General features: G+C 72.2%; 22 protein-coding genes. 8 read left to right on the top strand and 14 right to left on the bottom strand.

Going from position 1 to position 26,193, the window contains the following annotated elements; genetic code table 11:
• Positions 1 to 166 precede the first annotated feature (166 nt).
• Positions 167 to 1,615 carry an NAD(P)H-quinone dehydrogenase gene (locus tag AB0D49_RS03770; protein ID WP_362750118.1) on the bottom strand — a complete coding sequence of 483 codons (1,449 nt, stop codon included), beginning with the start codon at positions 1,613 to 1,615 and terminating at the stop codon, positions 167 to 169.
• 94 nt (positions 1,616 to 1,709) lie between these two features.
• Between AB0D49_RS03770 and AB0D49_RS03765 the strand changes: the two genes are divergently transcribed.
• From AB0D49_RS03765 to AB0D49_RS03755, 3 genes are all read left to right on the top strand, one after another.
• Positions 1,710 to 2,147 (top strand): gamma-glutamylcyclotransferase, encoded by a 438-nt coding sequence (locus AB0D49_RS03765; RefSeq protein WP_362750115.1) that lies wholly within the window; start codon positions 1,710 to 1,712, stop codon positions 2,145 to 2,147.
• A 126-nt stretch (positions 2,148 to 2,273) separates the two neighbouring features.
• Positions 2,274 to 3,098: a purine-nucleoside phosphorylase gene (locus AB0D49_RS03760; protein WP_362750112.1), complete on the top strand. Its 825-nt coding sequence runs from the start codon at positions 2,274 to 2,276 to the stop codon at positions 3,096 to 3,098.
• A 76-nt stretch (positions 3,099 to 3,174) separates the two neighbouring features.
• Positions 3,175 to 4,809, top strand: coding sequence for a phospho-sugar mutase (locus tag AB0D49_RS03755; protein WP_362750109.1), 1,635 nt, complete (start codon positions 3,175 to 3,177; stop codon positions 4,807 to 4,809).
• Positions 4,810 to 4,840: 31 nt separating this feature from the next.
• Here the strand turns inward: AB0D49_RS03755 and AB0D49_RS03750 are convergent, their stop codons facing one another.
• The 10 genes from AB0D49_RS03750 to AB0D49_RS03705 all read right to left on the bottom strand — a co-directional run bounded on the left by AB0D49_RS03750 (position 4,841) and on the right by AB0D49_RS03705 (position 18,475).
• Complete coding sequence (locus AB0D49_RS03750) at positions 4,841 to 6,091, bottom strand: hypothetical protein (protein WP_362750106.1); 1,251 nt, start codon at positions 6,089 to 6,091, stop codon at positions 4,841 to 4,843.
• Between the two features lie 65 nt (positions 6,092 to 6,156).
• Positions 6,157 to 7,059, bottom strand: a complete 903-nt coding sequence (locus AB0D49_RS03745; protein ID WP_362750103.1) for a phosphate ABC transporter ATP-binding protein — start codon at positions 7,057 to 7,059, stop codon at positions 6,157 to 6,159.
• A gap of 19 nt (positions 7,060 to 7,078) precedes the next feature.
• The gene (locus AB0D49_RS03740; protein ID WP_362750100.1) at positions 7,079 to 8,020 is read right to left on the bottom strand and encodes a class E sortase; all 942 of its coding nucleotides are present in this window, start codon (positions 8,018 to 8,020) and stop codon (positions 7,079 to 7,081) included.
• Between the two features lie 94 nt (positions 8,021 to 8,114).
• Positions 8,115 to 9,560, bottom strand: a complete 1,446-nt coding sequence (locus tag AB0D49_RS03735) for an Ig-like domain-containing protein (RefSeq protein ID WP_362750097.1) — start codon at positions 9,558 to 9,560, stop codon at positions 8,115 to 8,117.
• A 149-nt stretch (positions 9,561 to 9,709) separates the two neighbouring features.
• Complete coding sequence (locus AB0D49_RS03730; protein WP_362750094.1) at positions 9,710 to 10,765, bottom strand: hypothetical protein; 1,056 nt, start codon at positions 10,763 to 10,765, stop codon at positions 9,710 to 9,712.
• Between the two features lie 166 nt (positions 10,766 to 10,931).
• Positions 10,932 to 13,397, bottom strand: a complete 2,466-nt coding sequence (locus AB0D49_RS03725) for a hypothetical protein (RefSeq protein ID WP_362750091.1) — start codon at positions 13,395 to 13,397, stop codon at positions 10,932 to 10,934.
• A 281-nt stretch (positions 13,398 to 13,678) separates the two neighbouring features.
• Positions 13,679 to 15,412 (bottom strand): phosphate ABC transporter substrate-binding protein PstS, encoded by a 1,734-nt coding sequence (gene pstS / locus AB0D49_RS03720; RefSeq protein ID WP_362750088.1) that lies wholly within the window; start codon positions 15,410 to 15,412, stop codon positions 13,679 to 13,681.
• Positions 15,412 to 16,779: a phosphate ABC transporter permease PstA gene (gene pstA, locus AB0D49_RS03715; protein WP_362750085.1), complete on the bottom strand. Its 1,368-nt coding sequence runs from the start codon at positions 16,777 to 16,779 to the stop codon at positions 15,412 to 15,414. The genes pstS and pstA overlap by 1 nt, the downstream gene beginning before the upstream one ends.
• Before the next feature lie 14 nt (positions 16,780 to 16,793).
• Positions 16,794 to 17,810 (bottom strand): phosphate ABC transporter permease subunit PstC, encoded by a 1,017-nt coding sequence (gene pstC, locus AB0D49_RS03710; RefSeq protein ID WP_362750082.1) that lies wholly within the window; start codon positions 17,808 to 17,810, stop codon positions 16,794 to 16,796.
• Between the two features lie 278 nt (positions 17,811 to 18,088).
• Complete coding sequence (locus tag AB0D49_RS03705; RefSeq protein WP_362750080.1) at positions 18,089 to 18,475, bottom strand: DUF1508 domain-containing protein; 387 nt, start codon at positions 18,473 to 18,475, stop codon at positions 18,089 to 18,091.
• A 482-nt stretch (positions 18,476 to 18,957) separates the two neighbouring features.
• Between AB0D49_RS03705 and AB0D49_RS03700 the strand changes: the two genes are divergently transcribed.
• Positions 18,958 to 19,716 carry a calcium-binding protein gene (locus AB0D49_RS03700; RefSeq protein ID WP_362750077.1) on the top strand — a complete coding sequence of 253 codons (759 nt, stop codon included), beginning with the start codon at positions 18,958 to 18,960 and terminating at the stop codon, positions 19,714 to 19,716.
• Positions 19,717 to 19,793: 77 nt separating this feature from the next.
• Here the strand turns inward: AB0D49_RS03700 and AB0D49_RS03695 are convergent, their stop codons facing one another.
• Entirely contained in the window at positions 19,794 to 20,462 is a 669-nt protein-coding gene (locus AB0D49_RS03695) for a PH domain-containing protein (RefSeq protein WP_362750074.1), read from the bottom strand.
• 135 nt (positions 20,463 to 20,597) lie between these two features.
• Here AB0D49_RS03695 and deoC point away from each other — a divergent pair, with 135 nt between their 5' ends.
• Genes deoC through AB0D49_RS03680 form a run of 3 tightly spaced genes read left to right on the top strand, consistent with a single transcriptional unit; the run spans position 20,598 to position 23,864 of the window.
• The gene (deoC, locus tag AB0D49_RS03690) at positions 20,598 to 21,545 is read left to right on the top strand and encodes a deoxyribose-phosphate aldolase (protein ID WP_362750759.1); all 948 of its coding nucleotides are present in this window, start codon (positions 20,598 to 20,600) and stop codon (positions 21,543 to 21,545) included.
• Positions 21,546 to 21,550: 5 nt separating this feature from the next.
• Positions 21,551 to 22,987, top strand: a complete 1,437-nt coding sequence (locus AB0D49_RS03685; protein ID WP_362750071.1) for an aldehyde dehydrogenase family protein — start codon at positions 21,551 to 21,553, stop codon at positions 22,985 to 22,987.
• A complete protein-coding gene (locus tag AB0D49_RS03680) occupies positions 22,980 to 23,864 on the top strand; it encodes an aldehyde dehydrogenase family protein (protein WP_362750068.1) in 885 nt (294 codons plus the stop codon). Before AB0D49_RS03685 ends, AB0D49_RS03680 begins: the two co-directional genes overlap by 8 nt.
• 105 nt (positions 23,865 to 23,969) lie before the next feature.
• Here the strand turns inward: AB0D49_RS03680 and AB0D49_RS03675 are convergent, their stop codons facing one another.
• Positions 23,970 to 24,359 (bottom strand): hypothetical protein, encoded by a 390-nt coding sequence (locus tag AB0D49_RS03675; protein WP_362750065.1) that lies wholly within the window; start codon positions 24,357 to 24,359, stop codon positions 23,970 to 23,972.
• A gap of 109 nt (positions 24,360 to 24,468) precedes the next feature.
• Here AB0D49_RS03675 and AB0D49_RS03670 point away from each other — a divergent pair, with 109 nt between their 5' ends.
• A complete protein-coding gene (locus tag AB0D49_RS03670) occupies positions 24,469 to 25,104 on the top strand; it encodes a uridine kinase (RefSeq protein WP_362750061.1) in 636 nt (211 codons plus the stop codon).
• Positions 25,105 to 25,412: 308 nt separating this feature from the next.
• On the opposite strand, the gene AB0D49_RS03665 is transcribed toward AB0D49_RS03670, so the two are convergent.
• Positions 25,413 to 26,153, bottom strand: coding sequence for a SigE family RNA polymerase sigma factor (locus tag AB0D49_RS03665; RefSeq protein WP_362750058.1), 741 nt, complete (start codon positions 26,151 to 26,153; stop codon positions 25,413 to 25,415).
• Positions 26,154 to 26,193 lie beyond the last annotated feature (40 nt).

Below are 26,193 nucleotides of genomic sequence, written 5' to 3'. Positions count from 1 at the left end.
GTAACCCCAACGACCGTCTGCTTTCAGCAGTTTGCGCCGAATAGCAGAAGTTGTTCGCACGCGACCACTGAAGGTGGTATAGGGGTCCACGCCCGGTGACCGGGCCGGGCCCGCGGGCCCGGCCGGACGGCAACTCCCCGTGACCGGTGGGGAGTCGGGGCGGCCGTCAGCCCTGGCCGCTGGTCTTGCGGGTGTGCAGCTGCCGGGCCACCTCGGCGATCGAACCCGAGAGGGACGGGTACACGGTGAACGCCTTTGCGATCTGTTCGACGGTCAGATTGTTGTCGACGGCGATCGAGATGGGGTGGATCAGTTCCGAGGCGCGCGGCGCCACGACCACACCGCCGACCACGATGCCGGTGCCGGGGCGGCAGAAGAGCTTCACGAAGCCGTCCCGGATGCCCTGCATCTTGGCGCGCGGGTTGCGCAGCAGCGGCAGCTTGACGACGACGGCCTCGATCCGGCCCGCGTCCACATCGGCCTGGGTGTAGCCGACGGTGGCGATCTCCGGGTCGGTGAAGACATTGGAGGAGACGGCCTTGAGGTTGAGCGGGGTCACCGCGTCGCCCAGGAAGTGGTACATGGCGATACGGCCCTGCATGGCGGCGACCGAGGCGAGGGCGAAGATCCCGGTGACATCACCGGCGGCGTAGACGCCCGGGGCGCTGGTGCGGGAGACCTTGTCGGTCCAGATGTGCCCGGACTCGGTGAGCTTGACCCCGGCCTCCTCCAGACCCATCCCGGCGGAGTTCGGGATGGCGCCGACGGCCATCAGACAGTGCGAGCCGGTGATCACCCGGCCGTCGGCGAGGGTGACCTCGACCCGGTCGCCGACCCGCTTGGCGGAGGCGGCGCGGGAGCGGGCCATCACATTCATCCCGCGGCGGCGGAACACGTCCTCCAGGACGGCGGCGGCGTCCGGGTCCTCGCCGGGCAGCACCCGGTCGCGGGACGAGACCAGGGTGACGTCGGAGCCGAGCGCCTGGTAGGCACCGGCGAACTCGGCGCCGGTGACACCGGAGCCGACCACGATCAGTTCCTCGGGCAGCTCGGTCAGGTCGTAGACCTGGGTCCAGTTCAGGATGCGCTCGCCGTCCGGCTGGGCGTCGGGCAGCTCGCGGGGGTGACCGCCGGTGGCGATCAGCACGGCGTCCGCGGTGAGCGTCTCCTCGCTGCCGTCCGCCGCCCGGACCACGACCTTGCGGGAGCCGTCGAGGGACTGCATGCCCTCCAGACGGCCGCGTCCGCGCAGCACCCGGGCGCCCGCGCGGGTCACGGAGGCGGTGATGTCGTGCGACTGGGCGAGCGCGAGGCGCTTCACCCGCCGGTTGACCTTGCCGAGGTCCACCCCGACCACCCGGGCGGCCTGCTCCAGATGGGGGGTGTCGTCGGCGACGATGATCCCCAGCTCCTCGTACGACGAGTCGAAGGTGGTCATCACCTCGGCCGTCGCGATGAGCGTCTTCGACGGCACGCAGTCGGTGAGCACCGACGCCCCGCCCAGACCGTCGCAGTCGACGACGGTCACCTCCGCGCCGAGCTGCGCGGCCACCAGAGCCGCTTCGTAGCCGCCGGGTCCGCCACCGATGATCACGATCCGAGTCACGTACCCCATTGTCCCGCACACATCAGAGTGCCCGCGCCCCGGGGCCCCGTGGAGACTCCCGTGACGGCAGTGACGGCCGTTCCGGCTGCCGTACTCTCGTCGCATGTCGCTCTATGCCGCCTACGCGAGCAACCTCGAAGCGCGGCTGATGTCCCGCCGTGCCCCCCATTCGCCGCTGCGCGCCACCGGGTGGCTGAACGGCTGGCGGCTGACCTTCGGCGGCGAGCACCTCGGCTGGGAGGGCTCCGTCGCCACGCTGGTCGAGGACCCGCTCGCCCAGGTGTTCGTGGCGCTCTACGACATCGCGCCGATGGACGAGGAGGCCCTGGACCGCTGGGAGGGTCTCGGCCTGGACATCTACCGCAGACTGCGGGTCCGGGTACACACCCTGGAGGGCGAGGCGGCAGCCTGGACGTATGTCCTCAACGCCTACGAGGGCGGGCTGCCGTCGGCCCGCTATCTCGGGGAGATCGCCGACGCCGCGGAGTCGGCGGGCGCGCCCCACGACTATGTGATGGAGCTGCGCAAGCGGCCCTGCTGAGCCGCGCCCGCCGGTCGGGGACCCGGCCCCTCACCGCCGCTTCACGGGAAACGACAAGACAACGATCGCAGAACCGTGAGGTCCGTCATCTACGCGCGTAGGCCATGACCGGCTACCCTCATGCGCGTGAACGCATCTCTTCTTCCGGACGACCTCCAGGGCGACCCCTACCGCGCCGCCGACGCCGCCGCCGCGCGGCTGCGCGAACTGACCGGCGCCGAGTCCCACGACGTCGCTCTCGTGATGGGCTCCGGCTGGGCACCGGCCGTGGACGCGCTCGGCGCCGCCGACGCCGAGTTCCCCGTCACCGAGCTGCCCGGGTTCCCGCCGCCCGCCGTCGCGGGCCACGGCGGCACGGTCCGCTCGTACGCCGTCGGGAACAAGCGCGCCCTGGTCTTCCTGGGCCGCACCCATTACTACGAGGGCCGGGGCGTGGCCGCCGTGGCGCACGGGGTGCGTACCGCGGTCGCCGCGGGCTGCAAGACCGTCGTGCTGACCAATGGCTGCGGCGGGCTGCGCGAGGGTATGCGGCCCGGTCAGCCGGTGCTGATCAGCGACCACATCAACCTCACCGCCACCTCCCCCATCGTCGGCGCCAACTTCGTCGACCTCACCGATCTCTACTCGCCGCGGCTGCGCGCCCTGTGCAAGGAGATCGACCCGTCCCTGGAGGAGGGCGTGTACGCGCAGTTCCCCGGCCCGCACTACGAGACGCCGGCCGAGATCCGGATGGCCCGGGTGATCGGCGCCGACCTGGTGGGCATGTCGACGGTGCTGGAGGCCATCGCGGCGCGCGAGGCGGGCGCCGAGGTGCTGGGCATCTCGCTGGTCACCAATCTCGCCGCGGGCATGACCGGCGAGCCGCTGAACCACGAGGAGGTCCTCCAGGCCGGCCGGGACTCGGCCGCCCGGATGGGCGCGCTGCTGACGCAGGTCCTCGGCAGGATCTGACCGGCGGCGTCCGGCACCGGCCGGCACCGGTCGGCGCACACCCCAGCAGAGTCCGATCACGAGAGGCTGACCGAACGTGCACGACGATCTTTCCGCACGGGCCAAGGCGTGGCTGGCCGAGGACCCCGACCCCGACACCCGCGCGGAACTCGCCGCGCTGCTGGACGCCGGGGACACCGAGGCGCTGGCCGACCGCTTCTCCGGCACCCTCCAGTTCGGCACCGCCGGGCTCCGCGGTGAGCTGGGCGCCGGTCCGATGCGGATGAACCGCGCGGTGGTGATCCGCGCCGCCGCCGGACTCGCCGGGTATCTGCGGGCCCGGGGGCAGGGCGACGGGCTCGTCGTCATCGGCTACGACGCCCGCTACAAGTCGGCCGACTTCGCCCGGGACACCGCCGCCGTGATGACCGGCGCCGGACTGCGGGCCGCCGTACTGCCCCGTCCGCTGCCGACGCCCGTGCTCGCCTTCGCCGTCCGGCATCTGGGCGCGGTCGCGGGTGTGGAGGTCACCGCCAGCCACAACCCGCCCCGGGACAACGGCTACAAGGTGTATCTGGGCGGGGGCTCGCAGATCGTGCCCCCGGCGGACGCGGACATCGCCGCCGAGATCGAGGCGGTCGCCGCGCTGGCCGACGTACCGCGTCCGGAGGGCGGCTGGGAGACGCTGGACGATTCGGTGCTCCAGGCGTATCTCGCCCGGACGGACGCCGTGCTGGCGCCGGGCTCCGCGCGCACCGCCCGGACCGTCTACACGGCGATGCACGGGGTCGGCCGGGACACCCTGCTGGCCGCGTTCGCGCGGGCCGGGTTCCCGGCGCCGGTGCTGGTCGCCGAGCAGGCCGACCCGGACCCCGCGTTCCCCACCGTGGCGTTCCCCAACCCGGAGGAGCCGGGCGCGATGGACCTCGCCTTCGCGCGGGCCCGCCAGACCCGGCCCGATCTGGTGATCGCCAACGACCCGGACGCGGACCGCTGCGCGGTGGCCGTACCCGTCGGCGACGACGGCTGGCGGATGCTGCGCGGCGACGAGGTGGGCGCGCTGCTCGCCGCCCATCTGGTCCGGCGCGGGGCGCGCGGCACGTTCGCGGAGTCGATCGTCTCGTCGTCGCTGCTCGGCCGGATCGCCGAGAAGGCCGGACTCCCCTACGAGGAGACCCTCACCGGCTTCAAGTGGATCGCCCGCGTACCGGGCCTGCGCTACGGCTACGAGGAGGCCCTCGGCTACTGCGTCGACCCGGACGGGGTCCGCGACAAGGACGGCATCACGGCCGCGCTGCTGGTCACCGAGCTGGCGTCGGAGCTGAAGGAGAGCGGCCGGACGCTGCTCGACCTGCTGGACGACCTGGCCGTCGAGCACGGGCTGCACGCCACCGACCAGTTGTCGGTGCGGGTGCGGGACCTGTCGGTGATCGCGGACGCCATGCGGCGGCTGCGCGAGCGGCCCCCGGCGGCGCTGGCGGGGCTGGCGATCACCCGGGCGGAGGATCTGAGCGAGGGCACGGCGGCGCTGCCGCCCACGGACGGGCTGCGCTACACGCTGGACGGGGCGCGGGTGATCGTCCGCCCGAGCGGGACCGAGCCCAAGCTGAAGTGCTATCTGGAGGTCGTCGAGCCGGTCGACGGACATACCGGGCTGGCGGCGGCACGGGCGCGGGCCGAGGAGCGGCTGGCGGCGCTGAAGCGGGATCTGGCGGCGGCGGCCGGGATCTGACGCCGTGGCGCGGCGGCTGGCTGAGGGCCGCTCAGCCGGTGCTCGGGGACGGGGTGTTGGAGGGGGTTGTCGCCTCCGGTTCCGTCTCCGGGTCCGGGGTCAGGGTCGGTGAGGGGGCCGGGGACTCGGTGGGCGTCGGGGTCGGCGTCGGGGTCGGTTCCGGGCTCGGCGTCGGCTCGGGGTCCGGGGTCGGCGTCGGGGTCGGGCTGGGCGTGGCTGTCGGGGTCCGGGTCGGGGTCGGGGTCGGCCGCGGGGCGGGGGTCGTCGGGGCGCTCGTCGGGGTCGGGTCGACCGGGGTGAGTGTCACCGGGCGTGGTGGTGCGGGCGTCGGCCGGTCGGTGGCGGCGCGCCCGGTGCCGGTGTCCTTCTCGCCGACCCGGCCGGTGGCGGGCGTGCCGCTGCCCGCGCCGGGGCTGGCCGGGACGGGCGCGGTGCCGTCGGGGACGGTGTGCACGCCCCGCAGATAGAACTCCGTCCAGCCGAGCACGAGGCGCAGATAGTCGCGTGAGTGGTTGTAGCTGAGGATCGCGCGTTCCAGGCCGTCCGCCGTGCCCAGGTCCCGGTCACCGGCGCAGAGGTAGTGCCCGGCGGCGAGGGCGGCGTCGAAGACATTGTCCGGGTCGGACACGCCGTCGCCGTTGCCGTCGGCGCCCCAGGTCTTCCAGGTGGTCGGCAGGAACTGCATCGGCCCGACGGCCCGGTCGTAGACGGTGTCCCCGTCCCAGGCGCCGCCCTCGCTGTCCAGGATCAGCGCGAAGCCGTCGCCGTCGAGGGCGGGCCCGGTGATCCGGGTGAGGGTGGTCCCGTCGGCGTCCACCGCGCCGCCGCCCGCGTGGCCCGACTCGACCTTGCCGATCGCGGCGAGGAGTTCCCAGCGCAGCCCGCAGCCCGGGTCGGTACGGCCGACGGACCGCTCGGCTCGCTGGTATGCGGCGGACACGGTGACGGGGAGCCCGGCCTCGGCGGCGACACGCCCAGCCGGGGCGCCGGAGGCGGCGGCCCGCTCGACGGCCGCCACGTCCTTCAGCGGCGGGAGTTCGACGTGGTAGGAGCCGTCGCCCTGGGAGGGCACGTCCGGCAGCGGGGCGTCCGGCGGGACCGAACCGCCGGGCACGCCCGTGCCGTCGTCCCGCGCGGCCGGAGCGGCGCCGGGGGCTCCCGGTGCCTGGGAACCGGCGGTGAGCAGGGCCGCGGCGACGGTGGCGACCGTCGCGACACAGGCGCCGCGCAGGCCACGCCGGGTGCGCGTCCGGCGGAGGGGTCCGGTCGGCGGACGGGACATGACGGCGACTCCTTGCGACGGGCGGGGCGGGATACGGAGGGGACAGATACGGGGGGACTCGCGGGCTAGCCGAAGCGGCCGTTGACGTAGTCCGTCGTCCTCGGGTCCCGCGGGCTGTGGAACATGGCGTCCGTACCGCCGTGTTCGACGATCACGCCCGGCGTGCCCTGCTCCGCGAGGAAGAAGGCGCACTGGTCGGAGACGCGGGCGGCCTGCTGCATGTTGTGGGTGACGATGACGATGGTCACCTCGGACTTCAGCTCGTGGATGGTCTCCTCGATCCGGCGGGTCGAGGTGGGGTCGAGCGCCGAGCAGGGTTCGTCCATGAGCAGCACCCGGGGCCGTACCGCAAGGGAGCGGGCGATGCACAGCCGCTGCTGCTGGCCGCCGGAGAGGGCGCCGCCGGGCTGGCGGAGCCGGTCGCGGACCTCCTTCCACAGACCCGCCTTGGTGAGGCACTCCTCGACCAGCCGGTCCTTGTCGTCGCGGCCCGCCTTGACGCCGCTGAGCTTGAGACCGGCGGTGACGTTGTCGTAGATCGACATCGCGGGGAACGGGTTGGGCTTCTGGAAGACCATGCCGATGTTCCGGCGGGCGTGGGTGATGCGGCGGCCCCGGTCGTAGATGTCGTCGCCGTCCAGCAGGACCCGGCCGGACAGGGCGGCCGAACCGACCAGTTCGTGCATCCGGTTGAGGATGCGCAGGAAGGTGGACTTGCCGCAGCCGGACGGGCCGATGAGCGCGGTGACCTGCCGGGCGGGCATGGCCAGGGACACCTGCTCCAGGACCTTGTGGGTGCCGAACCACGCCGAGACCGCGTCGGCCTCCAGCGTGGCGGGGTCGCTCCGCGCCGTGCTCGCCCCGGCCCCGCGGGGCGTGACCGCCGGCAGCTTCCGCGTCGGGTCGGCGATCTCGTCGACGAGGGCGGTGGCGGCCTGGAGGGGGGTGGTGTCGGTGGTGTCGGACATCGGTGGGACTCCTCGGGGATCAGAGCAGGTTGGGCAGCAGACGGGTGGCGGCGCCGGAGACGGCGAGACCGAACGCGGCGAGCACGGGCACCCCGGTGATCCAGGTCTGCCAGCGGCCCCAGACGCGGTGCGCGGCCATGGTGAGCAGGGCGGCGATCAGCAGCGCCTGCGACCAGAGGAAGACCGGCAGCCAGGCGGCGCTCTCGGTGCCCATGGCCTGCTCGGACCCGTCGATCCAGCCGGGCGCCAGCGGACGCGGCGGCGCGGGCTGGACCTCGCTGGTCAGTTCGGCGTCGACCCGGAGGGTCCCGGAGGGCGTGTACGGCCCGCCGTCGGCGGTGATCAGCGTGAGCCGTCCCTCGCCCTCCCTCAGGGCGGGCGGCAGCGGGTCGCCCGCCCGGCGCAGCGCGGTCACCTCGTAGGTGGCGGTGCCCTGGCCCGTCGTCAGCCGGATCTCGGTGCCGGGCGGGAGCTGGCGCAGATCGTTGAACGGGCTGCCGAATCCCCACTGGCGGCCCATGATCAGGCTGGTCCCGGCCTGTCCGGGCAGCGGGGTGTCCCGCCGGTGCCCTGGTCCGGACATCAGGATTCCGGAAGTGGTGCCCTCGGCGACCACCTCCTCCAGCCCGAGCGCGGGGATGCGCAGCAGCGCCACGGGCGCACCGGGGGCGAGCAGCTCACCCTCGTACGTCCGCTGTCCCACCGGGGCGATCCCGAGGGCGAGCTGACGGCGGAACTCGTCGTACGCCGTCTGCTGGTCGCGGGTGTGCTGGAGATGCCCTACGACGGTGAGGTGGGCGGCGAAGCCGAGCAGCAGGGCGGCGAGCACGCACAGGGCGGCCCCGGCGAACGCGAACCCGGCGCGGTCGGCGGACGGCGGTCCGGCGCCGGGCACGGGCTCGGGCGGGGGCGCCGGGGCCGGTGGCGCCACGGCCGGCGGGGGCGGGGACAGCACGGTCACGGGGTGCGCTCCTCGGGAGTGGGCGGGCGTGGACGGGGACGCGCGCGGGCGGCGGGGTGGGGGCCCGCCGCCCGCGCGCAAGGTGCGGTGGGCGTCAGCCGCGGTTCTCGCCGAAGTGCAGCAGCCCGTTGCGGCGGCCGAAGCGGACGGCGAAGATCCCGGCCGCGACCAGGACGACCGCCCCGATGCCGGAGACCAGGGCGACCTGCGCACCCGTGGAGGCGAGACCGCCCTGCGGGGAGCCGCCGCCGGTCGAGCCGCCGGTGCTGTCGCCGCCGGTGGCGCCGGACGTCGTACCGGAGGTGTCGCCGCCCGGGTCGTCCGTCGGGTCGTCGGTCGGGTCGTCCGTCGGGTCGTCCGTGGGGTCGTCCGTCGGGTCGTCGGTGGGGTCGCCGGAGGGGTCGTCGGTGGGGCTCGGGGAGTCGGAGGGCTCGGCGAGGGTGAACGGCGCCTGGCTCGCGGCTCCGGCGGCGCACGCCGGGGTCCAGTTGAAGGCGTTGTTCCCCGCCACGCCGTCCTCGGGGATGGTGAGGGAGTCCCAGGTGACCGTGCCGCCCGCGTCGGCGGTGCCGTCGGGGAACTCGGCGTCGTGGTTCGCCAGGGTCAGCGGGTAGCCGGTGCCCGCCTCGCAGCCGCGGACGATCAGCTTCACCTGCTGGCCGCGCTCCAGCCGGGGCACGCCCGGCAGCCGCTCGCCCCGCGCGTTCTGGAACTCGACCCGGGGCGCCTGCACGACCACCGGGAGGCTCTCCGACTGGGAGGCGCCCCAGGTGCCGCTGTCGGCCGGGACGAACCGGGCGCTGAAGTCGTGCCGTCCCTCGGTCAGGGCCGACGTGGTCAGTTCGGCCTTGCCGTCGGCCACGGCCGCCTGGCCGAGGCTGGTCTCGCCGTCCAGGAAGGTCACACTGCCGACGGCTTCGCCGGGGGCGACGGTCGCGGTCAGCTTGGTCGTCCCGCCGGGCTCCACGGTGGTGGGGCTGTAGGTCATCTGGGTGGTGGTCGCCCGCGCGCCCTCGCCCCGCACCCAGGTGGTGCCGGTGACGGTGATCTTCTGGGACCAGTAGGGGTTGCCGGGCACCTGTTCCTCGGTGGGCCGTTCCAGGCCCCAGCTGTCGACGCAGTAGACCCGTAGCTCGTAGGTCCCGTCACCGGTCAGGACGGCGGCGGGGTCGTGGACGGCCATGCCCGGGTTGTCCGCCGCCTTCAGCGAGATGCCCTCGGCGGCCCCGGTGTACGGGCCGCCCTCGGTGATCCCGACCAGCGTGGCGACCTCCGTGCCGTCCGCCTGTACGGCGTACAGGTTGAGGTTGGTGTTCCAGTTGATGTCCTCCACCGTGTAGTCGGGGCAGGTGCCGGGGATGCCGAGCTCCGCGCCGAACGGCTCCGGGTCGGACAGCGAACCGCTCGGCGCGAGGGTGAACTCCCCGAGGGAGTCCGCGCGGGCGGGCTGGGTCTGGGACGCGATCAGTGCCACGACGCCCGCGGCGAGCACTGCGCAGACGGCGAGGAACGCGGCTGCTCTTCGGAAGGGTTGACGCACGGTCATCTGCTGGGCCCCCGGGGGCGTCGAGATCGGATGGAACCTGGAAGGGAGATCGAAGGGAGGACGGAGGAACGGCGGCAGCGCGTCGGGCCGGGCACCTGGTGGGTGCCCGGCCGTCACGGGGTGGGTCGGAGGGCGATCAGTGCCTACCGGTTGCCGGTGGTGTTGGTGTCACCGCAGTTGGACGGCGCGGAGTCGGCGGCCAGGTCGCCGAAGCCGTAGTTCTTGATGGTGGCGAGGTTCTGGCAGACCTGGGAGCTCGCGCCGACGAACGCGCGCTGGATGTTGGGGTCGCTGAGGCGGGCGCTGGAGACGACGTTGTAGACGTCCCGGGCGAAGGTGAAGTTGGGGTTCAGGGCCAGCGTGGTGCCGGAGCCGGTGGTCGGGGCGACGCCCGCGATGTTGCGCAGCCGGGACTCGCCGCGGCGGTTGGGGACGTCCGCGAAGCCCTTGCCCTGGGCGATCCACTGGGCGACCGAGTACGGCATGATCTGGGTGCCGTTGGCGATGGCGATGCCGTCGTGCTCCTGGACCGAGTCGTCGACGCAGCCGGCCGCCTTGGCGGCGGTGATCTCCGTCTCGGTGACACCGATGGACTGGAGCCAGTAGGTGCGGGTGCCGGAACCGGCCTGCGGCAGCAGCGCCTTGGACACGGTCTTGGTGACACCGGCGTCCACGAAGGTGCAGGTCTTGTAGATCGACGCGAGCTGGGCGACGCTCAGGTTGGTCGGCAGGGTGCTGCCCAGGTCGGTCGCGTAGGTCACCGCGTCCTTGCCGAACGGAATCCAGGTGAGGTTCGGACCGGCGGTCACCGGGCCGCGCGAGGAGCGGGCGAAGTCCACACAGTCGGCCTGGGCCGTGTTGTTGACATCGAGGATCAGTCTGTCGATGCCGGCCGAGGAGCCGTTCGGGCGGTTGATGCCGCCGCAGTGCGCGGTGGCCGCGACGGTGGCGTCCTTCGGGGTGATCGTGGCGGAGCCGGTGGCGTTCCAGGAACCGACGATCTTGCCGCCGCTGGTGTTCAGCACGACATCGCCCAGGCCGTTCAGCACATACTGCGTGGTGTCGGAGCCGACACCGGCCAGCGGGCGGAACGGCGGCGTGGTGTAGTCCGCCGCGGCCGGGGTGGACAGGACACCGACACCGAGGGCCGCGACACCGAGAACCGCGGCGCCGACCTTGGCGCGAGACTTGACGTTCACTTCTGATCTCCCTGTTTCGGATTTCGAAGACTGGACGTTCAAGCAAATCCGGATTTCATTGCTGCCGACCCGTCGATCGACCACCGCATACATTTCCAAGATTCCGCTTCGGGGGCCACCAATTCCCAGCGAGGGAAAGGTTACGAGCAGGCTTCCTAGGTGTCTCCTATGGGGTCCGGCGATGGGCGAGGCGCAGCATTATGGGACCGGAAAGCGCGGCCGTTCCGCCGAGAATGAGAACGGCGAGAAGAACCCAGCGGACAATTCCCAGAATCTGTCCCGGGGTGAATCCGCCCGGGGAGTCGGCCACGTTCTGCCGGGGTCCGGCGGAGGGCGGCGCCGATCCGTCCGCGGCGGCCGGGGCGGACGCCGAGGGGTCGTCGGTGCCGTCCCCGCCGGTCGTGCCGCCGCCGTCCGTGCCGCCTGTGCCGCCCGTGCCGCCTCCGGTGCCGCCCCCGGTCTCGGAGGAACCGCCCGCCGCGCCGCCGGACCCGCCCGGGTCACCGGGGTCCGGGGTGCCCGAGGGGTCGGAGGCCGCCCCGCGTTCCAGGTCGTCGGCGGCCGTCCGGGCGCGGGTGCGCAGCTCGGCCGGGAGCGGGGCGTACCCGTGCGGCAGCTCCCCCGCGGAGAGCCCCGGCGTCTGCCCCGGACCGGCCGCGTACCGGATGAGTTCGGCGTACGCCGTGCGGGCCTTCTTGTCCTGGTCCACCGAGGCGGCGGCGTAGGCGACCGCCGTGAGCGGGTACGCCTGGCCGGTGACCCGCGCCGGGTCGGGCTTCAGCACCCCGGGGTCGCCGGCCGTCGGCCGCATACCGTCGACCGCCGCGAGCAGGGCGCTTGAGGACGGCTTCACGAAGGTGCCGCCGGCGTTGCGCAGACTGGCCGTGGGCAGTCCGTAGCGGTCCGCGGAGGCGATGTCGACGATGGCCATCACCGCGCGGCGGCCCGGCCACGGCGGGTCGTTGGCCAGCTTGGGCCGGCTGGTGGTGCTGTCCAGCTGATAGGTGATGGTCCGGTTGTTGTTGCCGCGCCGGGCGCGCACGGTGGCGTCGTGCAGATCGGCCGCGTACGGGGCGATGTCCAGGATCGTGTAGGGGAGTTCGGCTCCGATGCCGGAGGCGACGCCCTTCGTCGGGTCGACCTTGGGGAAGTCGTTCAGGGTGGTGTTGGTGGCCAGCTCCAGTTCGCCGAAGTACGGGTTGATCCTCATCCCGTCCGGGTCCGGCTTCCCGGCGAGGAAGTCACGGGCCTCCTGGTCGGCCTGGAGCCAGTTCCAGACCACCCGGCTGGTGTCCGAGTTCACCAGCGGCACGATCAGGCTCATCGGCTGGCGGGCGATGTCCCGGAATTCAGGATTGAACGCAAGGAATTCCGGGTCGTCCAGATAGTTCGCCGGATTGTCCTTGAGATGCTCGGGCGGCGGGGCGAACGCCACATCGTTCCGGTACGAATGGGTGAGCATTTTGGCGACCAGGCGTGGAGTGAGTTTCAGCTCCTTGAACACACCGTTCGGTCCCTCGATGAAGAACACGATGGCGAGCCCGGACACCGCGACCGGGGCGTGCACCACGTCCGGCGCGCCCTCGGGCGGCTCCACCGGGTCGACGGTGAAGCCCAGCGTCGGCTGTTCGGCCGTCGTGCCGAGCACCTGGTTGCGCGCCAGCTCCTCACCGGCGGTGGTGAAGCCGAAGGTGCTGCCGGTCGAGGTGCACAGCCTGGGCTGCCAGGACGTCAGGGCGTCGGTGACCAGCTCGGAGCCGATGGTCGGCCGCTCGACCTGCCCCGCCGGGCAGAACTGGTCGACCTGGAGGAACTCCAGCGGGAAGACGATCCGCCCGGCCCAGTTGGCCGGGGAGAGCGGCGAGGTGATGAGCTTGCCGCTGCTCGGTGCCGTGACCTCGGTGCCGTCCGCCTGGTGGACCCCGCGCGGCACGACCACCAGCCAGCAGCCGCGCGGATCCGGCGCGCCGCCCTCGGGCGCGGTGTTCACCCCGCAGCCGAGGTAGTCGGACTGGATGCCGTCCTGCATCTCGAAGACGGTCTCGCCGGTGCCGCCGGAGAAGGTCAGGTTCGCGGGCTGCTCATTGGTGTCCAGCGGACCGAAGTAGGTGTAGTCGTAGGCGGACTTGGTGGGCGGTTCCCCGTTGGCCGGGCGGAACGGCACATAGGTGCGGTCGCCGACGGCGGGGTCCTGCGCGACCTCCAGGACCCGGCCCTTGCCGTCCGCCACCACGCTCTCGGAGGCGCCGTAGACGCACTGCTCCGGGTCGGGTCCGCTCGGGTCGTCCCCCCAGCACTGCATGATCTGGAGGTAGTTGACATTGAACGCCCCGTTGCCCGGGAGCGTCTCCCGTCCGCCCTCCCAGCTGACCCGGACGCCCTGGGAGCGCAGCCCCTCGGTCTGGTGGACCGTCACCTTCAGATCGGAGAAGTCGTCGTACCTCCCCTTCGTGCCGCTCTTGGTCACCGCCGACGACGGCTCGGGCGCCTGAGCCGCCATCGCCGGGGACCCGGCCGGGGGCAACGGCACCAGGGCCACGACGGTCGCGGCGAGGAGCGCCCCCACGGCGGCGACCAGCCGGGGGCGGCGCCGCACGGGCCCCGGGACCGGCGCCGGCACCGGCACCGTCACCTCGGCGCTCCGCGCCGGACCCGCCCCGTCAGGCCCGGTACGCCGCGTCAGCGGGAGCCCCGTCCGGGACGCTCCCGCGAGCCCGGTGGGCCGCACCCCCGAGAACCCCGTCCGGGACATCACCCTCAGGGACATCACCCTCAGGGAATTCCCCCTCCGGGACATCCCCGAGAGCCCCGCCAGGGCCCGCCCCGCAAGCCCCGTACGCCGCATCCCCGCGAGCCCCCTGCGCCGCATCCCCAAGCCCCCCGTACGTCCCGTCCCCACACCCCGTCCCCCCATCACGACCGCTCCTTGCGCCGCGCCCGCCCCGCCAGCGCCCGTGCCACCGCGGGCGGCCCCACGACGACACCGACCAGCAGCACCGCGGACAGCGCCATCAGTGCCGTCCGCAGCCCCGGGGAGTCCCCCGTGCCCAGCGACACCGGCGCGGCGACCACCGAGGCGTCCCCGGTGGCCTGGTCGCCGCTGATCACCTCGCCGGTGTCGGGGTCGACGACGGAACCGCCCGTCGTGTCCCCGGCGCCCCCGGTGGTCGTACCGCCCGTAGAGCCGTCGGTGTCCCCCGTCGTGCCGCCGGAACCGCCCGAGCCGGACCCTCCGGTCGCCGCCGAGCCGCCGCCCGACGCGGCGGAGCCGCCCGTCGAGGAGGACCCGCCGGTGCTGGCGGAGCCGCCCGTCGAGCCGCCCGAGGAGGTGTTCGTCGGCTGCTTCGCGCCGCCCGTGCCGGTGGCGCACTGATCGCTGCCCCGCTTGTCGCAGGCGGGCGGGTAGGGCGCCTTCTCGATCAGCACGTTGCGGCCCCCGGAGAAGGTGGGGTTGTTGCACTTGTCGATGTCGATCGACTCGGTCTCGGCGCCGGGGATCTTCCGGGTCTGCTCCATCCCGGCCTCGACCAGGTTCTTCGGCAGCGGCGAGTACCCGAGCCGGTCCGCCTGCTGCTGGCCCTCGCAGAGGAAGTAGTGGGTGAAGGCGCTGAGGGTACGGCCCTTGGCCTTGGTGAAGCCCATCTCCTCCTTGGTCGGGATGATCATGTAGCTGTAGCTGGAGAGCGGGTAGGTGCGGCGGTCGCCGAAGGTGTAGACGCTGTCCAGGTTCTGGGTCAGATAGGACGAGGACCGCGGATCGTCGTTGATCCTCGCCTTGGTGAGCGCCACCGCCACACTGGAGGCGGTCGGCTCGACGTAGTAACCGGCCTCGTTGAGCACCTTGGCCACCGGGAACCCGGCGTTGGTCGCGTAGGAGTACTCGACATAGGTGATCGCGCCCTCGGCCTGCGGCTGCCGGGTGTAGCCCGCGACGCCGAGCGAGGTGGACTGGGAGACGAATCCGGAGCCCGGGATGTTGGGGAAGTACGAGGTCAGACCGCAGGGCGTGGGCTTGCCCGCGCGTCGGCAGTAGTCGTTCCACAGCGACCCGTGCCGCTTGGACATCCACAGTGTGAACTGCGCGGTCGTGCCCGAGCCGTCGGACCGGACGACCGGGACGATCTTGCGCGCCGGGAGGTTCAGCTTCGGGTTGTCGGCCTTGATCTCCGGGGCGTTCCACAGGGTGACCCGGCCGGTGAAGATCTTGGCGAGGACCTCGCCGGACAGCCGCAGATTGGTGACCTTCCGGCCGCCGATCCTCAGGTTGTACATGAACGCCGTACCACCGGCCACGATCGGCATGTACGCGTACTTCCGGGACGGCGGCGCGTCGGTGTTGCCGAGGTCGGTCAGCCCGTAGGGGATCTCCGAGACACCGAAGTCGGAGGTGCCGTCGCGGAACTGGTTGCGGCCGATGGTGGAGCCGACCGACGCGTAGTTCACCGTCATGCCCTGCTGGCGGACGTTGCGCCGCCACTGCTCGATGGCGTTGGCGCTCCAGGTCGACCCGGAACCGCTGATCTTGGTGTAGGTCGCGGCCTGGGCGAGGGGCGGATTCAGCGCCAGCAGCACGCACACCAGGGCGACGGCCAGCGCCAGCGCCTGGTACCCGCGCGACGCGCGTGGACGACGGACGGTCGGGGACATCACGGGGTGCTCCTCGTCGGTGCGGTGGTGGTGCCGAACGGCGGTACGGAGGGGGCGTCGGGGCGGGCTCCGGCGCGGGCGAGGGCCGCGGCGCGGGCTGCCAAGGAGCCGCCGGAGGTCGCGGCGCGGGCTCCGGAGGAGCCGCCGGGGGCGCCGAACCGCCGGGCGTCCCGGCGCGAGGCCCGTACCCGGCGGTGTTCCTGGCGGCGGGTCAGCTGTCCGGGACCGCGTCCGCCGAAGAAGCGGGCGAGCACGAACAGGATCAGCACCAGCACCAGCAGCACCGCGGCGGTCCCGAACCCACGGGCGACATAGGTGGCCTCCGGCGACTTGACCAGCTCGAACGCGGCGAGCGGCAGCGAGACCATCGGGTCCTTCAGCGGATTGGTGTTCAGCTCGGCGGTGTATCCGGCGGTCAGCAGCACCGGCGAGGTCTCGCCGACCCCGCGCGCGGTGCCGAGGATGACGGCGGTGGTCAGCCCGGAGCGGGAGGTGGGCAGCACCACATGCCAGACCGTCCGCCACCGCGAGGTGCCGAGCGCGTACGACGCCTCCCGCAGGGTGCCCGGCACCAGCCGGATCACCACGTCCGCCGCCCGGATGATGATCGGCAGCATCATCACCGAGATGGCGAGCGCGGCGGCGAGCCCGGACCGGTCGAAGCCGAGCGCCAGGATGAAGGTGGCGTAGATGAACAGCCCGGCCACGATGGACGGCAGCGCGGTCATCGCCTCCACGATGGTCCGCACGAACCGGCTGAACCGGCCCGGGATCTCGTTCAGGAACACCGCGCACACCAGCCCGGCCGGGATGCAGATGACCAGCGCGATACCGATCTGCCAGAGGGTGCCGACGACGGCGTGCAGGATGCCGCCGACGCCCAGCGGCTCCAGCGGACCGGCCGCCGCCATGGACTCGGTGTAGAAGTTCGGATGCGGCAGCGCCTCACGGCCCTCGTAGAGCGTGTAGACGACCACGAAGGCGAGCGCGGCCAGCATCAGGATGCCGAGGCTCTGCACGACGGCGGCGGCGACCCGGTCGCGGACCGCGGGCCCGTCCTCGTCGAACGAGACCAGCAGCGCGTACAGGGCGAGGAACAGCGTGTACGCGATGACGACGAAGCCGAGGGCGCCGTCGAAGGGCAGCAGCCGGTCGAACAGCAGCCAGGTCAGACAGAGCGCGGCGGCGCCCGCGCCGAGCAGCGCGTAGACATCGGTGGCGCGCAGCGAGGCCAGGTTGCGGCGGGACTCGGCGCGGGGGGCGCGGCCCGCGCGTTCCCGGGCGGGCAGCACGGTGGCCGCGGTTGCGGGGGCGTCCCGTTGCTCGGGGGTGCCGCCCGGTGGGCTCTGCGCGGTGGTGACGGTCATCTGGCTCGGTCTCCTCAGGAGTCGCTCGCCGCGCCGGAGCGGCTGCGGGCGACGATCGACGACGCGGCGAAGTTGACGACGAGGGTCATCAGGAACAGCGCGAGGCCGGCGGCCATCAGCGCGGACATGCCGAATTCGGTGGCCTCGCCGTAGCGCAGGGCGATCAGCGCGGAGACCGAGTTGGTGCCGTTCTGGAGAAGGTGCGGCTGGATCTCGAAGACCGGCGAGATGATCAGATAGACGGCGATGGTCTCGCCGAGCGCCCGGCCGAGGCCCAGCATGGTGCCGCCGATCATGCCGCCCTTGCCGAACGGCAGGACGACGCTGCGGATCATGCCCCAGCGATGGGCGCCCAGCGCGTAGGCGCCCTCCCGCTCACCGACCGGCGCCTGCGAGAACACCTCCCGCATCACCGAGCAGATGATCGGCGCGACCATCAGCGAGACGACCATCCCCGCGATGAAGGTGGACGAGGTGAAGACGGTCGCGGTGGCCAGCGGGTCGGTGGGGTCGCTGCCGTCGACCGTGAAGAGCGGTATCCATCCGAGGTACGTGGAGAGCCAGCGCGAGACGGTGACGACATGCCCCTGGAAGAAGAACAGCCCCCACAGCCCGTAGACCACGGACGGCACGGCCGCCATCAGATCCACGACGCTGATCAGGGTCTGTCTGATGCGGGCGGGCGCGTACTCGGAGATGTACAGCGCGGTGCCGAGCGCGAGCGGTACGGCGAAGGCGATGGCGACGAGGGCGATCAGGATGGTGCCGACCAGTACGGCCGCGATCCCGAAGTTGCCGCCCTCGGGCTCCCACGCCTCGGTGGTGAGGAACCCCCACCGGGCCACCTCCAGCGCCTGCCAGGCGCGGTAGGTGAGGAACCCGCCGACCAGCAGCATGATCGCGAGCACCAGGGTGCCCCCGCCGCGCAGCACGCCCCGGAACACCCGGTCGGGCAGACCGGGGTCGACGTGCAGCCGTCTCGGCCCGTCGTCCGCCGGCACCACCGCTCGCTCATCCATTCGCGTCGTCACATGGGTCGACGCTCCTGAGGCCCGATGGACACCTGCGCCCCTAAAGGTGAACTGGAGCACCCCGAGGGGCAACTTCCGGTGTTGACGTGAACGCGGCGTACACACACACCGTGCACACCGCGCCCGCCGGGGGTCGGGAACCCGCCGCGGCACCGGCCGGTGCCGCCCGGGAACGCGTGAAGGACCGGACCCGCCCCTACCGGCGGCCTCCGGCCCTTCCTCACTCCCTCGCGCGGACAGGGCATCGCGCCCCGCCCCTGACGGACGATCCCGCCCGCCTACCCCATGTCGTCCCAGCAGATCGCCCCGCCGGAACCCAGCTCACCCAGCAGCGCCCGGAACCGCTCGTACGCGGCCTGGCAGGTCGAGTGGCGCTCGTACGCCCGGGACGACACGGCGAGCGCCCCGCCCCCCGGGTCGCGCAGCCGCCAGACCCAGCCGCTGCCCTCCGTCGTGTGGTGCACCGCGCCCGGTAAATCCGCGACGTCCAGACAGAGCCGCTCGAACGCGGCCCGGCACTCGGCATAGTCCCGGTACGTCCGGGCCGCCACGGCGATCACCCGTCCGTTCGTGGCCGTCAGACGCCATGCGTACGTCCCGTCTGCCCCGATGTCTATATGACAGCGCGTGCCGGGAGCGGCAGCGCCGCCCTTTCTTCCCGCCATCCATCCCCACCCCTGCGTTTCCCCTGATTCCCGACTGTTCCCGACTTCAGGAAGCTGCACGAGTCAACGCCGAATCATCGGCCGTGCGGCACAGGCAGGTTAGTGAGACGGGAGTGATACTCGATCGCCCTCGGTAACGGCATCCGGCATGCTTCATGCGAATGTTGCCCCTTGTTCATGTCCAGGCTGTTCTTGGCGCGTTGCCGCTGGCCGAAGCGCACCGGTACGCGTAGGTGGGCGCCAGGTCCGCTGAAATTCGGTCCGAATTTCCCCTTAGGTTTTCCACCGGATCGACCCACCGGATATTCCGCGCGCATTCCCGGATCAGGAAATGCAGGCACCCCTCACCCCCACTCACAAAAAGATTCCGAAATCTCCACGGCATGAGTACGCTGCCCACGTCAATTCGGCCAGCCAGGGGGATTTTCGGCGGGCCGTTGTGCATTCACGTCGTGCATTCACATTGGGGAATTCGTATGCGCATGAGCTCCGCTGTCGCCGCCGCGTGTGGCGTCGTCGCCCTGTCCGCCCTCGCCGTTCCGGCCGCACACGCGGACGAGCAGTTCGGCGACACCGAGATCACCGGCGTCACGGTCAACGGCGGTCAGCCCGTCGTCGTCGGCACGACCGCGAGAACGGTGACCGTCGACATCACCGCCACCGACCCGTCCGGCCTGGAGCAGATCAACGCCACCCTGTACCGCGGCACGATCGACGCCCCCGAGGTCTCGGTCGCCCCGGCCACCGCCTGCGGCCCGACCACGGCCACGACCACCACCTGCTCCCTGACCTTCACCCTCACCCCGGGCACCGCCCCGGCCACCACCGCACAGGCCGGTACCTGGCGGGTCAGCGCCTACGCCATCGCCCCCGACAGCGACGCGGTCTTCAAGGACAGCGCGGCCACGTTCGCGGTCAAGCGGTCGACGGCGGTCACGGTGGACGCCACGCCCGAGCCGGTCCGCCGGGGCCGTCTCCTCACCGTCACGGGTGCCGTGCGGCACGCCGACTGGGCGACCGGCGGCCAGAGCGGCGCCGCGGCCGGACAGCCGGTGAAGCTCCAGTTCCGCAAGCCGGGCTGCCGGGACTTCAAGACGGTGAAGACCGTCCAGACCGCCGCCGACGGCACTCTGAACACCACGGTCCGCGCGTTCCAGGACGGCACCTACCGCTGGTCGTACGCCGGTTCCGACACGACCGCCGCCGCGCTCTCCGAGGGCGACCACGTCGACGTCCGCTGACCCGTCTCCCCCAGGCCGTACGGCGTCGGCGCCCGACGGGGCCCCGGCGTCGTACGCCCCCCGACCGGACGAGCGGGTCACCCCGTCGCCAGCAGCACCACGAACAGCACCGCCCCCGCGAGCGCGGGCCCGGCGACCTCGTACGCCCACCGCACGCTCACCTCGCCCTGCGACCCGGCCGCCTTCTCCCGGGCCTCGCGGATCTCCCGCAGCTCGGCCATGATCCGGTCGCCCTCGGCGAGCCCGGCCCCGTCGTCGACGACCCTCGGGTCGACCCCGCCGAACCCGGCACCGGAGCCGCCGCCCCCGAAGAGCCCGCCGCGCACCTTCTTGCCGCTGGCCGCCGCCGCCCGCTCGGCCTGGCGCCGGTCCTCGCGCCGCGCGGCCCGCTTGCGCCCACGCAGCGACACCGGGATCGCCCAGAGCTGGAACTTGGCGCCCGAGTTCGCGACGACCTCATTGGTGTAGCCGGACCGCAGCGAGGCGACCTCGCCCCAGGGCAGCACGATCACCCGCAGCGGATTGCGCACCCGCAGCCGGTCCTCGCCCGCGTACACCGCCGGGCGCAGCGTGAACGCGGTGACGACCGGCACGAAGACCAGCAGCGCGGCGAGCGCCAGCCAGGGCGTGCGGCCCTCGCCGTTGACGATCGCGTCGATGCCGAGCCAGAGGGCGAGGGCGAGCAGCAGCACGCCGCCGACCAGGGCCATCGGGGAGCGGTAGATGCGGTCGCTGGTGGAGGTCATGGGTCAGATTCTGCCCCACGGCCGATCCGCACCACCCGCCCAGCACCCCGCCCCCTCACCCCTCCGGCCAGCGGCCGAAGTCCCGTCCCCGGGCTATACAGCCGCTACGCGCGTAGATATGCTCGTCTGGTGACCATGCCCACCACTGCACACACCCTCACGGACGTGGCGGCCTCCGACAGCTCGCTGCGGCGGTTCCTGCACGGGCTGCCCGGCGTCGACGCCGTCGGTCTGGAGGCGCGCGCCGCCTCGCTCGGCACCCGTTCCATCAAGACCACCGCCAAGGCGTACGCCATCGACCTCGCGATCTCGATGGTGGACCTGACGACCCTGGAAGGCGCCGACACCCCCGGCAAGGTCCGGGCGCTGGGCGCCAAGGCGGTCCGCCCCGACCCGACGGACCGTACGGCCCCGGCGACGGCCGCGGTCTGTGTCTATCCCGACATGGTGACCACCGCGAAGGAGGCGGTGGCCGGTTCCGGCGTCAAGGTCGCCTCGGTCGCCACCGCGTTCCCCGCGGGCCGCGCCGCGCTCTTGGTGAAGCTGGCGGACGTACGCGAGGCGGTCGCCGCGGGCGCCGACGAGATCGACATGGTCATCGACCGCGGCGCCTTCCTCGCCGGGCACTTCCTGAAGGTGTACGAGGAGATCACGGCCGTGAAGGAGGCGTGCGGCACGGCCCGCCTCAAGGTCATCTTCGAGACCGGCGAGCTGTCGACGTACGACAACATCCGCCGGGCGAGCTGGCTCGGGATGCTGGCCGGGGCCGACTTCATCAAGACCTCCACCGGCAAGGTCGCGGTCAACGCCACCCCCGCCAACACCCTCCTCATGCTGGAGGCGGTCCGGGACTTCCGGGCGCAGACCGGGACGCAGGTCGGCGTCAAGCCGGCCGGTGGCATCCGGACCAGCAAGGACGCGGTGAAGTTCCTGGTCCTGGTCAATGAGACGGCGGGCCCGGACTGGCTGGACAACCACTGGTTCCGCTTCGGCGCCTCGTCCCTCCTCAACGATCTGCTGATGCAGCGCCAGAAGCTGGCCACCGGCCGCTACTCCGGCCCCGACTACGTGACGGTGGACTGATCACCATGGCTTCCGCATTCGAGTACGCACCGGCGCCCGAGTCCCGCGCGATCGTCGACATCGCCCCCTCGTACGGCCTGTTCATCGACGGCGAGTTCACCGAGGCGGCGGACGGCAAGGTCTTCAAGACCGTGTCGCCGTCCACCGAGGAGGTGCTCTCCGAGATCGCCCAGGCCGGTCCGGAGGACGTGGACCGGGCGGTGAAGGCGGCCCGCAAGGCGTTCGGCACCTGGTCGGCGCTGCCCGGCGCCGAGCGCGCCAAGTACCTGTTCCGGATCGCCCGGATCATCCAGGAGCGCAGCCGTGAGCTGGCGGTCCTGGAGACCCTGGACAACGGCAAGCCGATCCGGGAGACCCGGGACGCGGACCTCCCCCTGGTCGCCGCGCACTTCTTCTACTACGCGGGCTGGGCGGACAAGCTGGACCACGCCGGGTTCGGCCCGGCCCCCCGCCCCCTGGGCGTCGCCGCCCAGGTCATCCCGTGGAACTTCCCCCTCCTGATGCTGGCGTGGAAGATCGCCCCGGCGCTGGCCACCGGCAACACGGTGGTCCTCAAGCCCGCCGAGACGACCCCCCTGTCGGCCCTGTTCTTCGCGGACATCTGCCGCCAGGCGGGCCTGCCGAAGGGCGTCGTCAACATCCTCCCCGGCTACGGCGACGCGGGCGCCGCCCTGGTGGCCCACCCGGACGCGAACAAGGTGGCGTTCACCGGCTCCACCGCGGTCGGCAAGGAGATCGCCCGCACGGTCGCGGGCACCGACAAGAAGCTCACGCTGGAGCTGGGCGGCAAGGGCGCCAACATCGTCTTCGACGACGCCCCGATCGACCAGGCCGTCGAGGGCATCGTCACCGGCATCTTCTTCAACCAGGGCCAGGTCTGCTGCGCGGGCAGCCGCCTCCTCGTCCAGGAGTCGATCCACGACGAACTCCTCGACTCCCTCAAGCGCCGCCTCACCACCCTGCGCCTGGGCGACCCCCTGGACAAGAACACCGACATCGGCGCGATCAACTCCGCCGAACAGCTGGCCCGGATCACCACCCTCGCGGCCACCGGCGAAGCCGAGGGCGCCGAACGCTGGACGGCCCCCTGCGACCTCCCCTCCTCCGGCTACTGGTTCGCCCCGACCCTCTTCACCCAGGTCACCCAGGCCCACACCATCGCCCGCGACGAGATCTTCGGCCCGGTGCTGTCCGTCCTCACCTTCCGCACCCCCGACGAGGCCGTCGCCAAGGCGAACAACACCCAGTACGGCCTGTCGGCGGGCATCTGGACGGAGAAGGGCTCCCGCATCCTCGCGGTCGCGAACAAGCTGCGCGCGGGCGTGATCTGGTCCAACACCTTCAACAAGTTCGACCCGACCTCGCCCTTCGGCGGCTACAAGGAGTCGGGCTACGGCCGCGAGGGCGGCCGACACGGCCTGGAGGCATACCTCGATGTCTGATCGCCTGTCTGTCTTCAAGACCTACAAGCTGTACGTCGGCGGGAAGTTCCCGCGTTCCGAGAGCGGCCGGGTGTACGAGGTGACGGACTCCAAGGGCGCATGGCTGGCGAACGCCCCGCTCTCCTCCCGCAAGGACGCCCGGGACGCGGTCGTCGCCGCCCGCAAGGCGTTCGGCGGCTGGTCCGGCGCGACCGCCTACAACCGGGGCCAGGTCCTCTACCGCGTCGCCGAGATGCTGGAGGGCCGCCGCGACCAGTTCGTCCGCGAGGTCGCCCAGGCCGAGGGCCTGTCCAAGTCGAAGGCGGCGGCCGTGGTGGACGCGGCGATCGACCGCTGGGTCTGGTACGCGGGCTGGACCGACAAGATCGCCCAGGTGATCGGCGGCGCCAACCCGGTGGCGGGCCCGTACTTCAACCTCTCCTCCCCCGAACCGACGGGAGTGGTAGCGGTCGTAGCCCCCCAGGACTCGTCCTTCCTGGGCCTGATCAGCGTGGTGGCCCCGGTGGTGGCGACCGGCAACACCGCGGTGGTGGTGGCCAGCGAGAAGTCCCCGCTCCCGGCCCTCTCCCTGGCCGAGGTCCTGGCCACCTCCGACGTCCCCGGCGGAGTGATCAACATCCTCTCCGGCCGCACACCGGAGATCGCCACGCCCCTCGCCACCCACCAGGACGTCAACGCGATCGACCTGGCAGGCGCGGACCCCGCCCTCGCGAAGGACCTGGAGATCGCGGCGGCCGACAACCTGAAACGCGTCCTGCGCCCCCACCCCGTGGACTACACGGAACCCCCGGGCATCGACCGCATGACCCCCTTCCTGGAAACAAAGACGGTCTGGCACCCGACGGGAGCCCTGGGAGCGACGGGCTCGTCGTACTGAAAACCGTCCCCCGCGCCCCCAATGCGGCCGTAGGCCGCGTCTTGGGGGCGCTGGGGGTACCCCCTCTGGGGGAGGAACTGCGCGACCAGCCACAACGGCGCCGCACTAACCCCCAAGCAGCGGCCCCACCACCGGCAATCCCCCCACAGACGGCGCCTGCGCCACCGGCCCGGTAAGCATCTTCGACGTCACCGGCTGAAAATCGGCCAGCTGAGTCCCCACCCCGTTGTCGAGAGGATCGACCCCCGTCCCCGCCAACGGATTCGGCTTCAACCCAGCCACCGGCCCCGTCACATACGGCAGCACCCCCACCGCCGCCGTGAGCCCCGCCTCCGGGTCCACGTTCCCCAGCGAGGTCGGCCGCGTACGCATCACGTCCAGCACCGGCTCACCCCCCGCGGCGACGGCCGCACCCGGCGCCGCCCCCACCACCGCGCCCGCCAGGGCCAGTACCGCCACCGAAGTCTGACGCAGAGACACCACAACCACCTTCATTCACCCAGAGTAATCATTTCCACACAAAGGGTAGTTGAGGTGTGACGCGCGCTTCAAAGCCGACCCGCGGGCTCGTTCACCGCCCCCTCGTGCCGCAGACTGGTGACCCGTGAGTTCCCATCCGCCCATACCCACCCGCGTCGTGCTGCTCTGCGGCCCGTCCGGCTCCGGCAAGTCCCTGCTCGCACAGCGCTCCGGCCTCCCGGTGCTGCGCCTGGACGACTTCTACAAGGAGGGCGACGACCCGACGCTGCCGCAGGTGCTGGGAAGCTCCGACATTGACTGGGACGACCCCGGCTCCTGGGACGCGGACGCGGCCGTCACCGCGATCACCGACCTCTGCCGCACCGGCCGTACCACGGTCCCGGTCTACGACATCGCGCTGAGCGCCCGCACCGGCGAGGACCCCGTCGACATCGGCCGGACCCCGCTGTTCGTGGCGGAGGGCATCTTCGCCGCCGAGATAGTGCGGCGCTGCCAGGATCTCGGGGTGCTCGCCGACGCGCTCTGTCTGAACCGGGGCCCGGTGAAGACGTTCCGCCGCCGTTTCCTGCGCGATCTGCGGGAGGGCCGCAAGTCGGTGGCGTTCCTGCTGCGCCGCGGCTGGCGGCTGATGCGCACCGAGCGTTCGATCATCGCCCGCCAGACCGGTCTGGGCGCCCATCCCTGCGACCGGGACGAGGCGATGGGCCGCCTGGCGGCAGCGGCGGCGGGCCGCTGCGCGGGCGCGCGCAGCACACCGTAGTCACCCCTGGCACATGGACCGGACAACAGAAAGCGGGACTGGACGGACCCCCCGGCCCTCCAGTCCCGCTCTCCGCGGTGCTCCCCCGTGTTCCCTCTATTCTCTTTTCTCCTGCATCCCCCGTGCTTCCCCCGTGTCCCCCCGGTGGTGCTCCCCCGTACCTTGCTCCCCCGTGCTTCCCCCCAGGGCCCTTACTGCCAGGTGCTTCCCCCGGGCCCTGTAGACAAGACCCCCGTATCGTCCCCCTGATACACCCCCCGAGGGTCTTTTTTTCTTCCCCTCCCCCGAACCTCCGGGCGACCGGTCCGTCAGGCGACCAGTTCGCCGAAGGCGTCCTCCTGGTCACGGCCGAAGCTGAGGACCTCGTCGTCGCGCAGCCGGCGCAGCGAGCGCCAGATGCTGGACTTGACCGTGCCGACGCTGATGTCGAGGATCTCCGCGATCTCCGGGTCCGTACGGCCCTCGTAGTAGCGCAGGACCAGCATGGTGCGCTGGAGTTCGGGCAGCCGGGCGAGCGCCTGCCACAGGACCGCGCGCAGTTCGGTGCCGCGCATGGCGTCCGTGTCGCCGGGCGTCTCCGGCAGTTCCTCGGTCGGGTACTCGTTGAGCTTGCGCCGCCGCCAGGCGCTGATGTGCAGATTCGTCATGGTGCGGCGGAGATATCCGCCGACCGCCGCCTTGTCGCTGATCCGGTCCCAGGCCCGGTACGTCGAGAACAGCGCGCTCTGGAGCAGGTCCTCGGCCTCGAACCGGTCACCGGTCAGGTGGTAGGCGGTGGCGTACAGGGAGGCGCGGCGCTCCTGGACGTAGGCGGTGAACTCCACCTCCGACAGTGAGCGCCGCTCCCCCGATTCCTCCCGGTACGCGGCTCCCCCGTGCGTCTCCCCCGTGTGTCCGTCAACCACCGTCATGTACGCGGTGTGCTGACGTCCGGCGCCGCGAGCGCACCCCCGCCCGCTCACGGCACCGGACTTCTCGGAACCCCGGCCCCCGTTCACGTCGTGCAGGCGCGTGATCACTGCGCTGTTGCTGGTGTGCAGCGTGTTCATCTCGCGCCCCCCGTCGTGGACTTCCGGTGTTCGGTCTTGC

The organism is Streptomyces sp. NPDC048290, assembly GCF_040652095.1.
In the GTDB taxonomy this organism is placed as follows: Bacteria; Actinomycetota; Actinomycetes; order Streptomycetales; family Streptomycetaceae; genus Streptomyces.
The sequence above is the reverse complement of the archived record's forward strand: the minus strand, read 5'-3'. Positions and strand labels throughout refer to the sequence as shown.

What these genes read in the sequence shown, in the direction of transcription:
- AB0D49_RS03770 (WP_362750118.1), bottom strand. Translation starts at nt 1,615, where the DNA reads ATGGGGTACGTGACTCGGATCGTGATCATCGGTGGCGGACCCGGCGGC.
- AB0D49_RS03765 (WP_362750115.1), top strand. Translation starts at nt 1,710, where the DNA reads ATGTCGCTCTATGCCGCCTACGCGAGCAACCTCGAAGCGCGGCTGATG.
- AB0D49_RS03750 (WP_362750106.1), bottom strand. Translation starts at nt 6,091, where the DNA reads ATGTCCCGTCCGCCGACCGGACCCCTCCGCCGGACGCGCACCCGGCGT.
- AB0D49_RS03745 (WP_362750103.1), bottom strand. Translation starts at nt 7,059, where the DNA reads ATGTCCGACACCACCGACACCACCCCCCTCCAGGCCGCCACCGCCCTC.
- pstS (WP_362750088.1), bottom strand. Translation starts at nt 15,412, where the DNA reads ATGTCCCCGACCGTCCGTCGTCCACGCGCGTCGCGCGGGTACCAGGCG.
- pstA (WP_362750085.1), bottom strand. Translation starts at nt 16,779, where the DNA reads ATGACCGTCACCACCGCGCAGAGCCCACCGGGCGGCACCCCCGAGCAA.
- AB0D49_RS03705 (WP_362750080.1), bottom strand. Translation starts at nt 18,475, where the DNA reads ATGGCGGGAAGAAAGGGCGGCGCTGCCGCTCCCGGCACGCGCTGTCAT.
- AB0D49_RS03700 (WP_362750077.1), top strand. Translation starts at nt 18,958, where the DNA reads ATGAGCTCCGCTGTCGCCGCCGCGTGTGGCGTCGTCGCCCTGTCCGCC.
- AB0D49_RS03695 (WP_362750074.1), bottom strand. Translation starts at nt 20,462, where the DNA reads ATGACCTCCACCAGCGACCGCATCTACCGCTCCCCGATGGCCCTGGTC.
- deoC (WP_362750759.1), top strand. Translation starts at nt 20,598, where the DNA reads ATGCCCACCACTGCACACACCCTCACGGACGTGGCGGCCTCCGACAGC.
- AB0D49_RS03685 (WP_362750071.1), top strand. Translation starts at nt 21,551, where the DNA reads ATGGCTTCCGCATTCGAGTACGCACCGGCGCCCGAGTCCCGCGCGATC.
- AB0D49_RS03680 (WP_362750068.1), top strand. Translation starts at nt 22,980, where the DNA reads ATGTCTGATCGCCTGTCTGTCTTCAAGACCTACAAGCTGTACGTCGGC.
- AB0D49_RS03675 (WP_362750065.1), bottom strand. Translation starts at nt 24,359, where the DNA reads ATGAAGGTGGTTGTGGTGTCTCTGCGTCAGACTTCGGTGGCGGTACTG.
- AB0D49_RS03665 (WP_362750058.1), bottom strand. Translation starts at nt 26,153, where the DNA reads ATGAACACGCTGCACACCAGCAACAGCGCAGTGATCACGCGCCTGCAC.